This is a genomic window from Kitasatospora sp. NPDC002040 (assembly GCF_040296785.1).
Classification (GTDB): domain Bacteria; phylum Actinomycetota; class Actinomycetes; order Streptomycetales; family Streptomycetaceae; genus Kitasatospora.
On the sequence record NZ_JBEOXV010000003.1, the window covers coordinates 41,467 to 54,156 of the forward strand.

General features: G+C 72.3%; 8 protein-coding genes. 6 read left to right on the plus strand and 2 right to left on the minus strand.

The genetic code is table 11. The features are described 5' to 3' along the window. Positions 1-47: 47 nt before the first annotated feature. The 6 genes from ABT118_RS10440 (at position 48) to ABT118_RS10465 (ending at position 9,102) form a co-directional block, all read left to right on the plus strand. Positions 48-1,418, plus strand: coding sequence for an FtsW/RodA/SpoVE family cell cycle protein (locus ABT118_RS10440; RefSeq protein ID WP_350657306.1), 1,371 nt, complete (start codon positions 48-50; stop codon positions 1,416-1,418). A 107-nt stretch (positions 1,419-1,525) separates the two neighbouring features. Next, positions 1,526-2,932 carry a penicillin-binding transpeptidase domain-containing protein gene (locus tag ABT118_RS10445; protein ID WP_350664992.1) on the plus strand — a complete coding sequence of 469 codons (1,407 nt, stop codon included), beginning with the start codon at positions 1,526-1,528 and terminating at the stop codon, positions 2,930-2,932. Between the two features lie 231 nt (positions 2,933-3,163). Beyond that, positions 3,164-4,414, plus strand: coding sequence for a glycosyltransferase 87 family protein (locus ABT118_RS10450; protein WP_350657331.1), 1,251 nt, complete (start codon positions 3,164-3,166; stop codon positions 4,412-4,414). Positions 4,415-4,624: 210 nt separating this feature from the next. After that, positions 4,625-6,106 carry an APC family permease gene (locus ABT118_RS10455; protein ID WP_350657345.1) on the plus strand — a complete coding sequence of 494 codons (1,482 nt, stop codon included), beginning with the start codon at positions 4,625-4,627 and terminating at the stop codon, positions 6,104-6,106. 103 nt (positions 6,107-6,209) lie between these two features. Beyond that, positions 6,210-7,532 carry a glycosyltransferase 87 family protein gene (locus ABT118_RS10460; protein ID WP_350657364.1) on the plus strand — a complete coding sequence of 441 codons (1,323 nt, stop codon included), beginning with the start codon at positions 6,210-6,212 and terminating at the stop codon, positions 7,530-7,532. A 49-nt stretch (positions 7,533-7,581) separates the two neighbouring features. Continuing rightward, a complete protein-coding gene (locus ABT118_RS10465; protein WP_350657380.1) occupies positions 7,582-9,102 on the plus strand; it encodes a N,N-dimethylformamidase beta subunit family domain-containing protein in 1,521 nt (506 codons plus the stop codon). A 7-nt stretch (positions 9,103-9,109) separates the two neighbouring features. Here the strand turns inward: ABT118_RS10465 and ABT118_RS10470 are convergent, their stop codons facing one another. Together ABT118_RS10470 and ABT118_RS10475 are read right to left on the minus strand one after the other, a co-directional pair. Then, the gene (locus ABT118_RS10470; protein WP_350657400.1) at positions 9,110-10,819 is read right to left on the minus strand and encodes a penicillin-binding transpeptidase domain-containing protein; all 1,710 of its coding nucleotides are present in this window, start codon (positions 10,817-10,819) and stop codon (positions 9,110-9,112) included. A 119-nt stretch (positions 10,820-10,938) separates the two neighbouring features. After that, on the minus strand, positions 10,939-12,687 hold the full coding sequence (locus tag ABT118_RS10475; RefSeq protein ID WP_502884533.1) for a dolichyl-phosphate-mannose--protein mannosyltransferase: 1,749 nt from the start codon (positions 12,685-12,687) through the stop codon (positions 10,939-10,941). Positions 12,688-12,690: the final 3 nt, after the last annotated feature.

Sequence of the window (12,690 nt, forward strand, 5' to 3'; positions counted from 1 at the left end):
CCGCCCCGCCGTGCTACCCAGTCCCACCCCCCTCCGACAGGACGTCCGTGGCCTCTCCCTCCGCTGTGGCCAAGGCCGGTGCGCCGCGACGGCGCCCGGTCCCGAGCCGTCGCAACACCGAGCTGGCGCTGGTGCTCGGGGCGGTGCTGATCGCCGTCTTCGGGTACATCGAGGTCGGGGCCAACATCGACGGCGAGGTCCCGTCCGGCGCCGCCGGGTACGGGGCCGCGCTCGGGGTGCTGGCCCTGCTCGCGCACGGGGTGATCCGCTGGAAGGCGCCGTACGCGGACCCGCTGCTGCTGCCGATCGCGATCCTGCTGAACGGGATCGGACTGGTCGTCATCTACCGCCTGGACCGGGCCACTCCGGGCAGCGAGGCCGCACCCACCCAACTGCTCTGGTCCACCCTCGGGGTGGCGCTGTTCATCGGCGTGCTGGTGCTGCTGCGGGACCACCGGGTGCTCCAGCGGTACGCCTACATCGGCGCGCTGGTGGCGCTGGTGCTGCTGATCCTGCCGATCTTCTTCCCGCCGGTCTACGGCTCCCGGATCTGGATCGTGATCGGCCCGATCTCCTTCCAGCCGGGCGAGTTCGCCAAGATCCTGCTGGCGGTCTTCTTCGCCGCCTACCTCGCGGTGCACCGGGACGCGCTGGCGCTCACCGGCAGGAAGGTGTGGAAGTTCCAGTTCCCGCGCGGCCGCGACCTCGGCCCGGTGCTGCTGATCTGGGCCGCCTTCGTCGGGGTGCTGGTGCTGGAGACCGACCTCGGCACCTCGCTGCTGTTCTTCGGCCTGTTCGTGGTGATGCTGTACGTGGCCACCGCGCGCAGCGGCTGGATCGCGATCGGCCTGTTCCTGGCGGCGGTCGGCGCGGTCGCGGTCGGCTGGCTCTCCCCGCACGTGCACAGCCGGGTCACCGACTGGCTGGACCCGCTGGGCTCGATCGCGGCCGGCCAGGGCGCCAACCAGATCGCCCAGTCGCTGTTCTCGTTCGCCTGGGGCGGGGTGCTCGGCACCGGCCTCGGCCTGGGGCACTCGATCCTGATCGGCTTCGCCGCCAAGTCCGACTTCATCCTGGCCACCATCGGCGAGGAGCTCGGCCTGGTCGGCCTGGTCGCGCTCTTCCTGCTGTACGCGCTGCTGATCTCCCGGGGCTTCCGGATCGGGATCGCCCTCCGGGACCCGTTCGGCCGGCTGCTGGCGATCGGCCTGGCCGCGATCGTCGGCCTCCAGCTCTTCGTGGTCGCGGGCGGCGTGCTCGACCTGATCCCGCTGACCGGGATGACGCTGCCGTTCATCGCCCAGGGCGGCTCCTCGGTGGTGACCAACTGGATCATCGTGGCGCTGCTGGTCCGGATGAGCGACCAGGCCCGCCGCCCGGCCCCCGAGCCCGACCCCGCCGACCCGGAGCAGCCGTGAAGCCGCGACGCAGTGAGACCTCCACCGGCGGCCCGCAGGGGCTGCCCGGCATCTCCACCACGGGCCGCCGGGCGGGCACCTTCTGCCTGGTCCTGGTACTCGCACTGATGGGCCAGGCCACCTACGTCCAGGTGTTCCGGGCCGACTCGCTGGACGACAACCCGGCCAACCAGCGGGAGACCATCCAGCGCTACGCCCAGCCGCGCGGCAACATCCTGGTCGGCGGCGAGCCGGTCACCGGCTCGGCCCCGACCGGCGGCCGGTACGCCTACAAGCGCACCTACACCGACGGTCCGATGTGGGCGGCGGTCACCGGCTACTCGTCGCAGACCTACGGCAACACCCAGATCGAGGGGGTCGAGGACGACCTGCTCTCCGGCACCGACCCCCGGCTGGCCAGCTGGGCGGTCTGGGACGCGATCGCCCGCAAGCAGAACCCCGGCGGCGACGTCAGCACCACCCTGAACCGGGCCGCCCAGCAGGCCGCGGTGAAGGGGCTCGGTAGCCAGACCGGGGCCGTCGCCGCGATCGAGCCCGCCACCGGCCGCATCCTCGCCCTCGCCAGCACCCCGTCGTACGACCCGGGCAGCTTCGCGGGCTCGGCCACGGCCGACCAGGACGCCTGGAACCGGCTCCAGGCCGACCAGAACCAGCCGATGCTGAACCGGGCGCTCCGTCAGATCTACCCGCCCGGCTCCACCTTCAAGGTGGTCACCGCGGCCGCCGCGCTGGCCAACGGCGTGGTCACCGACATCAACGCCCCCACCAGCGCCCCCTACCCCTTCGTGATGCCGGGCACCACCACCGCGCTGGTCAACGACACCAGTGCCTGCAACAGCCCCGGTCAGTCGCTGGACCAGGCGATGGTCAACTCCTGCAACAGCGTGATGGGTTACCTCGGCACCCAGGTCGGGCTGGACCGGATGGTGGCGACGGCGCAGGACTTCGGCTTCAACGACGCCAAGCTGGACATCCCGGTCCGGGCCGCCCGGTCCAACTTCGACACCAAGATGAACGCCTCGCAGGTCGCGCTCTCCTCGATCGGCCAGTTCGACACCGCCGCCACCCCGCTGGTGATGGCGATGGTCGCGGCGGGCGTCGCCAACAACGGCACCGTGATGCATCCACAGCTTGTGGACAAGCTCACCAAGGACGACGGCAGTTCGGTGCAGGTGATGCAGCCCGTCCGCTACCGGCAGGCGCTCACCCCCGCCGTGGCCGCCCAGGTCCAGCAGCTGATGACCGACGTGGTGGAGACCGGCACCGGCCGGAGCGCCCGGATCAGTGGCGCCACCGTCGGCGGCAAGACCGGCACCGCCCAGCAGGGCGTGGACAACTCCGGTATCCCGTACGCCTGGTTCATCTCCTGGGCCAGGCCGAGCGGCTCCACCGACGTCCCGCCGGTGGCGGTCGCGGTGGTGATCGCGGACAGCAACGCCACCGACGTCACCGGCGGCGGACTGGCCGCACCGATCGCCAAGGCGGTCATGCAGGCCGTCCTGAACGGGAACTGACGTGACCGAGGTGAACTGACGGAACCCACAAGGACTGGCGGGAACTCACCGACTGCAGCCGCACTGTGACACCGGATGTGGCGCGAGTCACGGTCGGGGCTGCCGCGCTCGGCTAGCGTGGACTGCTTCGAGCCGCGTACCGGGGGGAATCCAGCATGCCGTCACACCGCCGAAGTCAGCCCGCCCGCGCGGCGGTGGCGAGGCGTCATGCCTGACCGGCTCAGATCGCTGATGCGCACCAGTACCGCGAGCACGGCGTTGGTCGCGCTGGCCCTGCTGTCGGTCTTCGCGGTGGTGCGGCACTTCCACGGCTTCTCGATGGTGGACATGCTGGTCTACCGGGCCGAGGGCGAGGCGGTGGCCAACGGGCAGGACCTGTACGCGATGCGGCTGCCCGGCTGGAACCTCCCGGCCACCTACCCGCCGTTCGCCGCGATGCTCTTCGTGCCCGCGACCTGGTTCGACATCTCCACCCTGCGGGTGCTGGTCACCCTGCTGAACGTGGCCCTGCTGGCCCTGTTCGCCCACTTCTCGTTCCGGCTGGCCGGCTGGCCCCGCCAGGGCCACCGGGCCGGTGCGGTGCTGCTCGCCACCGGCGCCGGGGTGTTCCTGGAGCCGGTCTACCTGACCCTCCAGTACGGCCAGATCAACCTGGTGATCGCCTGCCTGGTGCTCTGGGACCTGACGCACGATCACCGGTTCAAGGGCGTCGGCATCGGGATCGCGATCGGCATCAAGCTGACCCCCGGCATCTTCACCGTCTACCTGCTGCTCACCGGCCGGATCAGGGCCGCCGTGGTCTCCGGCGTCACCTTCCTGGTCACCGCCGCGATCGGCGCGGTCGCGCTGCCCGGGGCGACGTACGGCTTCTGGACCCACTACCTCTGGGACTCCACCCGGGTCGGCCGGATCGAGATCGTCGACAACCAGTCGCTGCGCGGCGCCGTCGCCCGGCTGCTGCACACCGTCCAGCCGGGCCTGCCCGCCGTCGTGGTCGCGGGCCTGGCCCTGGTGGCCGGCCTGGTGGTCGCGGTCCGCTGCTACCGGCTCGGCGACCGGCGGGCCGAGGCCTGGGGCGTGCTCTGCACCGCGCTGACCGCGCTGCTGATCTCGCCGATCAGCTGGACCCACCACTGGATCTGGTGCGTCCCGCTGCTGGTCCTGCTGGCCGCCGAGGCGACCGGCCGCAGCCGCGGACTGCCCTACCGGACCGCCCTGGCCCTGGTGGCCCTCGCCTTCCTGGGCCGGGCCATGTGGCTCGTCCCGCACCGGGACGGCCAGGAGCTGCAGCTCGCGTTCTGGCAGCAGTTCGGCGGCGGCGTGTACGCCCTGACCGGCCTGGGCGTCCTGGTGCTGGCCGGGATGCGGACGCTCCGCAGCCGTCAGCCGGTCCCGGAGCTCCTGGTGCCCGCGCAGACCCGGGGGCCGGTCCGGACCAGGGAGCCCGCCCAGGTCCGGGAGTTCGTGGCCAAGGAGAGCTGACACGCGGTCAGCGCGCCGCGTGCGAAGTGTCCGGTTTGTCGGTCGACGTGTGACGATTCGTCAAGGCGGACTCCGGGTCGCACCGTTGCGTGACCGGTCTCTTCGCGGGGTACTGTCCCATCTTCGTGCGGTTGGTCCGGTTTGCTGCTCCCGCCGAGCCGGCCGGACCGGTCGCCAGGACACCCTCCCCCGCCCAGAAGGAACCACCCCTTGAGCACCCAGAGCACCCCCGGCTCGCGCCTGCTCCGCAAGAAGCCGGTCGCCACCCTGATCGCCGAGAGCGGGGCGGCCGACGCGCCGCCCGGTGGAGCGCCGGAGGGGGGCGGCCGGTCCGGGATCCAGCTGAAGCGCTCGATCGGCCTCTGGCAGCTGTCCTCGATCGGCATCGGGGCCACCGTCGGCACCGGCATCTTCTTCGTGCTCAGCAGTGCGGTGCCCGAGGCCGGGCCGGCCGTGGTGCTCTCCTTCCTGCTGGCCGCGGTCACCGCCGGGCTCACCGCGCTCTGCTACGCCGAGATGGCCTCGGCCATCCCGGTCTCCGGCTCCTCGTACTCCTACGCCTACGCCACCCTCGGCGAGATCGTCGCGTTCGGGGTCGGGGTCTGCCTGCTGCTGGAGTACGGCGTCTCGGCCTCCGCGATCGCGGTCAGCTGGGGCGAGTACCTGAACAAGTTCTTCGACCTGGCCTTCGGCTTCCGGCTGCCGGAGTGGATGGCCAGCCCGCCCGGTGACGGCGGGGTGTTCAACCTGCCCGCGGTGATCCTGGTGGCGATGGTGGTGACGCTGCTGATCCGCGGGGTCAGCGAGTCCGCCAAGGTGAACGCGACCATGGTGATCATCAAGATCGTCATCCTGCTGCTCTTCGTGGCGATCGGCCTGACCGGCTTCCAGTCCGGCAACCTGACCCCGTTCATGCCGCTCGGCATCGGCGGCGTCGGGGTGGCCGCCTCCAGCATCTTCTTCTCCTTCATCGGGCTGGACGCGGTGTCCACGGCCGGTGAGGAGGTCAAGGACCCGCGCCGGACCCTGCCGGCGGCGATCATCATCTCGCTGGTCGTGGTCACCCTGCTCTACATCGCGGTGGCGATCACCGCCGTCGGCGCCCAGCCCTGGCAGCAGTTCGACGGCCAGGAGGCCGGCCTCGCGCAGATCCTCCAGGACGTCACCGGCCAGACCTGGCCCGCCGTCATGTTCGCGGTCGGCGCGATCGTCTCGATCTTCAGCATCACCCTGGTGGTGATCTACGGTCAGACCCGGATCCTGTACTCGATGGGCCGGGACGGCATGCTGCCGAAGAAGTTCGCCGAGCTCTCGCCGCGCACCGGCACCCCCGTGTGGAACACCGTCGTGGTCGGTGTCGCCGTCTCGCTGCTGGCCGCCTTCGTCCCGCTCGACATCCTCACCGACCTGACCAGCCTGGGCACCCTGGTCGCCTTCTCGGTGGTCTCGATCGGCGTGGTCATCCTGCGCCGCACCCAGCCGGACCTGCCGCGCGGCTTCAAGGTGCCCGGCTACCCGGTGGTGCCGGTGCTCAGCGTCGGGTTCTGCGCGTACCTCATCTACGAGCTGCACCCGCTCACGTACCTGTTCTTCGGCGTCGCGCTGGCCCTCGCCGCCGTCGTCTACTTCAGCTACAGCGTCAAGCACTCCAAGCTCAACCGGCCGGAGTCCGAGCTCACCGGCACCCGCTGACGGACGGCGGCGCGGCTCCCGGCAGCCGCGCTGCCGGACAGCTCCACATAACAGTTGCCGCTCCTTCGGCGGAACAGCACACCCGAACCCCTAACCTTCCAGCATGGCGACCACCCGAACCACCGGAGCACCCGAGCAGGCGGTCTGCACCCTGCACGAGGCACCCCGGTCGGGGGTGGCGACCGCCCGGATACCGGACCAGCGGACGGCGGCGCGGGCCGGCCGCCGGGCCCGCCTCCGGCCGACCGAGCGGCGCACCGTCCAGGTGCTCGGCTGCGCGGTCGCGACCGGCTGGGCGGTGGCCTTCCCGCTGGTCTCCGACCTGCCGAACCAGATCTTCTGGGGCACCGTCGCGGCCCCCGGCTACGCGCTGGCCGGCCTGTTCTGCCTCACCCTGCCGCGCCGGTACGCCACCCGGGCGGCGGCGGGCGCGGCCCTGCTCGGCGCCGTGCTGCTGCCGCTGGTCCTGCTGGTGCTGCAGGGGCGGCACCAGTCCGAGGTGATGGTGGTCGAGCGCTCGGCCGACCTGCTGCTGCACACCGGCAGCCCGTACCTGCCGGACCCGGCCGTGGTCACCGACTACAACCCCTACCTCCCGGCCATGGCCCTGTTCGGCCTGCCGCGGGCCGTGTTCGGGCACGGCAACGAACTGACCATGGTGCTCGGGGACGCCAGGATCTGGTTCGCCGCCACCTTCCTGGCCTGCCTGCTGGCCTGCTGGCGCCTGCTCCGCCCCCGGCCCGCCGCCTCACCGCTGCTGCCGCTGGCCGCCCTCACCGCCTCGCCGCTGATCGCCCTGGCGCTCGCCGTCGGCGGCGTCGACCTCCCGCTGATCGGGGTCTGCTGCCTGGCCATGGCCCTCGCCGCCCGGGGCCGGGCGATCCCGGCCGGGCTGGTCCTCGCCCTGGCCTGCACCCTCAAGTGGACCGCCTGGCCCGCCCTGCCGGTCGCCGCCCTGCTGCTCTGGCGGCTGTACGGACGCCGGCCGGCCGCCCGCGCCGCGCTCACGGCACTGGCCGGCAGCGCGGCGGTGGTCCTGCCGTACCTGCTGACCCGGAGCCAGGAGCTGCGGGACCAGGTGATCCGCTTCCCGCTCGGACTGACCGCCGTGCACACACCGGCCGGCAGCCCGCTGCCCGGCAAGGTGCTGGCCGGCTTCGGGCCGACCGGCCACACCATCTCGCTCACCCTGCTCTGCCTCGGCGCCCTCGGCGTCACGCTCTGGCTGCTGGCTTACCCCCCGACCTCGGCCGTCGCCGCCTGCGACGTCCTGGCGGTCGGCCTCACCGTCGCCTTCACCCTCGCCCCGGCCGGGCGCTTCGGCTACCTCGCCCTCCCCGCCGTCCTGGTGATCTGGCCCCGCCTGGCCGCGAACCCCCGCCCCCGGGACCGGCTCACCACGATCCTCACGGGCGTCCAGCTCTAGGCGTCGTGGCGTTCGGGGCGGGCGGAGCCCGCTGCGGGACGATACGGGCATGACGGAACATAACGGGCGAAGGCACTTCCTCGGACTGGCCGTGGCCGCCGCCGGTCTGACGGCCTGTGGGAGGACCTCCGGCCCGGCGGCGCAGTCTGATCCGGCCCCGGCCCCGGCCCCGGTGCCCAGCGCCTCGCCGGAGCCGGCCGAGAACGACCGTCCGGGCACCGCCGACTGGACCGTCACCGCGCCCGGCCCGGCCCGGGCGATCGAGGGCTACGCCGACCGGGTCAGCGTGCTCCCCGGCGAGCCGCTCGGGCTGCACGTGTCGACCACCGCCGCGGCGTTCACGGTCTCCGCCCACCGGATGGGCTGGTACGGCGGCGCCCGGGCCAGGCTGGTCTGGAAGTCCGGCCCGATCCCCGGTGCCGCCCGCCCCGGGCCGACCGTCGACCAGGGGACCAGAACGGTCCGGGCGGACTGGCCGAGGAGCACCACGGTCGACACCACCGGCTGGCCCGAGGGCAGTTACCTGCTCCGGCTGGACGCCGTCGACGCGCCCGGCCAGCGCTTCGTGCCGGTCACCGTCCGCTCCCGGGCCACCGCCGGGCGGGTCGTGCTGGTGAACGCGGTGGCGACCTGGCAGGCGTACAACGAGTGGGGCGGGTACAGCCTCTACAACGGCCCGACCGGCGGGTACGCCACCCGCTCGATGGAGGTCGGCTTCGACCGTCCGTACCAGTACGACCACGGGGCGGGCCTGTTCCTGGTCTACGAGGCCCCGTTGATCGCGCTGGCCGAGCGGCTCGGTCTGCCGCTGGCCCACGTGACCGGGGTGGACATCGCCCGGGAGCCCGGACTGCTGCTCGGCGCAACGGCGGTGGTCTCGCTCGGGCACGACGAGTACTGGTCGGACGAGCAGCGCCGGCACGTCACCACGGCCCGCGACGCCGGGACCAACCTGGCCTTCCTCGGCGCCAACTGCTGCTACCGCAGGGTCCGGTACGAGCCCTCGGCGCTCGGCTCGGACCGGACGGTGGTCTGCTGGAAGTCCGCCTACCAGGACGACCCCGGCTTCCGGGCCGGCCGGCCCGCGACCACCGACTTCCGCTCCGGCCCGGGTGCCGACCCGGAGAGCAGTCTGCTCGGGGTGAGCTACGACGGCTACCCGGTGGACGCGCCGTACGTGGTCGGCGACCCCGACCACTGGCTGCTGGCCGGGACCGGTGCCCGGGCCGGCGACAGCTTCCCGCACCTGGTCGGGGTCGAGTACGACCGGGTGCCGCCGGACACCGCGCCACCGGGCCCGATCGAGATCGTCTCCCGGTCACCGGTGGTCTGCGAAGGCCGCCGCAGCCACGCCGACTCGGCGTACTACACGGTGCCCGGCGGGGCCGGGGTGTTCGCGACCGGGACCATGCGCTGGGTGGAGGCGCTGGACGCCAACGGCCCCGGCGGGGGCCGGGCGGACCACGGGATGGACCGCCGGGCCGGGGCGTTCACCCGGCAGGTCACCGAGAACCTGCTGCGGGCGTTCGCCGCCGGCCCGGCGGGCCGTCAGCACCCGGTGGGCGCCTGAGCCGCCGTCAGCCGTTGCCGAGCTTGAGCACCATGGCCGCCGCCGGGCCGGCCGCGTCGGCGCCGTGCCCGCCGGCCCCGACCTCGGCGGCCACCGCGAGGTTGCCCCGGTAGGCGGTGAACCAGCTGTTGTCGTTGGCCTGGTTGTTGACCTGGGCGGTGCCGGTCTTGGCGCCCGCACCGGCGGTGATGCCATTCATCACTCCGGCGGCGGTGCCCGAGGTGGCGGTCAGGTTCATCATCGCGCGCAGCGACTGCAGGGTGCCGGCGGCGAGCGTCTTCTCGGCCTTCTGCTGCTCGGCACCGGGCACCAGGATCGGCTGCCGGAAGGTGCCGCTCTGCACGGTCGCGGAGACCGAGGCCATGGTGAGCGCGTTCATGGTGATGCTGCCCTGGCCGATCAGCTGGGCGGCGCGCTGGTTCTCGCCGGACGGCGCCGGGGCCTTGGCGGGGGCCAGCAGCATGCCGGTCTTCCAGGTCGGGCCGATTCCGAAGGCGTCCTTGGCGAGGGCTTCCATGTCGCCGCTCTTGAGCACCTCCATGCCCTTCTTGATCATGGCGGTGTTGCAGGACTGGGCGAAGTCCTGGGAGAACTTCCAGTCCTCGTGCGGTTCGGTGAAGTCGTTCTTGAAGGCCTGGCCCGCGATGTTGAGGCCGGCCGGGCAGGGCACGGGGTCGTCCGGCTTGACCCCGGCCTCCAGCAGCGCGGCCGCCGTGATCACCTTCATGGTGGAGCCGGGCGCGACCGCGCCGAGGAAGGCGCGGTTCTGGCCGGTGGTGGGGGCGTTGGCGAAGGCCAGCACGTGTCCGGTGCTGGGCTCGATCGCGACCAGCGACGCCTGCAGGGTGCCGCCCTTGGACGCGGCCGCCACCGCCTTCTCGGCCTCGGCCTGGAGCTTGCCGTCCAGGGTCAGCTTCAGCGAGGCGGCGGGCTTGGGGTCGGTGATCGTGAACAGCTTGTCCGCCGTGCCGGTGCCGTCGTCCTTGGCGATCACCACGCCGGTGCCGGCGTCGGCCGGGTCGCCGGAGGCGTTCTGCTTGAAACGGTCCATCAGCGCGGGGGTCAGCGAGGGGAAGTTGAGCGGCTTGCCGTTGCGGTCCAGCACCATCGCGGGCTCTGCGAAGACCGGCTTCACCGCGATGCTCTCGCCGCTGTCGAGTTTGGGGTGGACCACGTTCGGGGCCCAGTGCACGGCGGCCTTGCCGTCGCTCATCTTGACCAGGCCGAGCCGGCCCTCGTAGTTCCACGCGTTGGCGGTCCCGGCGAACTCCACCTTGGCCCGGAAGCTCAGCGGCACCTCGGTGCCGGTCGGAGCGCTCGCACTCGGCGAGGCAGCGGCGCTCGCCGAAGCACTGGCACTGGCGGAGGCCTTGGCGGAGGGGCTGGCCGGGGCGGTCGGGGTGCCGCCCGGGGTGAGGGTGAGGGCGCTCGGCTTCACCTTGTCCTGGAAGGCCCGCAGGGTGGCGGTCGCGGTGTCCGGCTTGTCGGTCAGCGCGCCCGCCGCCTCCAGGTCGCCCTTGGCCCAGGCCTCCAGGAAGGCCTTGGCCCCGGCCGCGGCGAGGTCCGCGCTGGGGGCCTCGGCGACCACCGTCCTGACCTTGGGCGACTTCTCGTCCGATCCGGAGAGTGAGTCGTACACGTTGTACGCCCCGACTCCGGCCACGCCGACCAGTGCGGTGCAGACGACGGCGATGCCTATCTTGGCGCCCTTGTTCATAGTGCGGAATTCCCCCGATGGTCACGACAGGTCCGCTCCACAGTAGGTGGGGGAACTCCGTACACCTGCAATCGGAGGGGCATTTGTGACGCATCTGGTACAGAGGGTGCGGTGGGGGCTCAGATCCAGCTGGTGAACCACATCCGGGCCCGCCAGTCGTCCATCGGGATGGTCTGCCCGGTGTAGATCGGCAGGAAGTAGAGGAAGTTCCACATCACCAGCAGCACGATCAACCCGGCCGCGGTGCCGCCGATCACCCGCCGGTCCCGGGAGGCCGTGACCGGCCCGATCAGGGCCCCGAGCATCATGGTCACCGCGAGCACCAGGAACGGCACGAAGACCACCGCGTAGAACAGGAAGATGGTCCGCTCCGAGTACATGAACCAGGGCAGGTACCCGGCGGCCAGCCCGCACAGGATCGCGCCCGCCCGCCAGTCCCGCTGCAGCAGCCAGCGGTAGAGGCAGTACAGCGCCGCGATCAGCCCGGTCCACCAGAGCAGCGGCGTCCCGATCCCGAGCACCTCGCTCGCGCACTCGGCCACCTTGCAGCCGGACTGGCCGAGCTTGGGGGACTCGTAGGAGAAGGACACCGGACGGCCGACCAGCAGCCAGCTCCACGGATTGGACTGGTAGGTGTGCGGGCTGGTCAGGCCGACGTGGAAGTCGTACATCGTCGCGTGGTAGTGCCAGAGGCTGCGCAGCGCGTCCGGCACCCAGCTCATGTCGAACTGGAACGGCATCCGGATGCCGTCGACGAACTCGGGCGAGAGCCCGGCCCGGTGCACCGCCCAGTCCCGGCCGTAGCCGCCCTTGCCCGGCACCGCGCTGGACATGAACCAGCCGGTCCAGGTGGAGATGTAGACCGCGACCGTGATCACCAGCAGCAGCGGCCCGGCGATCATGGCGTCCCAGAACGCCCACAGCCACGGGTGCCTGGACCCCGCCAGCCGGCGTGCACCGAGGTCCCAGCACGCGCCGAGCAGCCAGAAGGCCACCAGGATGTACATCCCGCTCCACTTGGTGGCGAGCGTCAGCCCGAGGCAGACCCCGGCGGCCAGCCGGTACGGGCGCCAGCCGAGGTACAGCCAGTCACCGCCGGGGGTGTGCTCCAGCCGACGGGCGATCAGCGCCCGGGTGCGGTCCCGGTCCAGCAGCAGGAAGCCGAACGCCGCCAGGCACCAGAACATCACCACCAGGTCGAGCAGGGCCGAGCGGCTCATCACGAAGTGCAGCCCGTCCACCGCCAGCAGCAGGCCCGCGACGCAGCCCAGCAGGGTCGACCGGAACAGCCGCCGCCCGATCCGGGCGATCATCAGCACCGAGAGCGTGCCGAGCACCGCGACCACGAAGCGCCAGCCGAACGGGTTCATCCCGAACCACTGCTCGCCCAGGCCGATCAGCCACTTCCCGACCGGCGGATGGACGATGTACGACGGGTCGGTCCGGAACGGGATGCTCTGCTGCGGCGAGAGGATCTTGCCGTTGGCGTCGTCCGGCCAGCTGGTCTCGTAACCGACCTGCCAGAGCGAGTACGCGTCCTTGGCGTAGTAGGTCTCGTCGAAGATCATCGCGTTCGGGCCGCTCAGGCCGCTGAACCGCAGCACCCCGGCGAACAGCGCCACCGCGAGCGGGCCCAGCCAGCCGGCCCAGCGGCAGAGCCAGGACCAGAGCGCGTCCGGCAGCCGCACGCCGAGCCGGAGCAGCACCGGCGAGGGCGGCACTCGGTGGGGCGTCACCCCGGGGCCGTCCGGCATCGGCGGCACCAGCCGCTCGGCCGTCCCGTCCCGCTCGGACTCCCGGTAGCCGAACCGCTCCAGCCCGCGCCGCCAGCCCGTCCGCCCGGGCTCCGCGGTACGGGGCACCGGCACGGG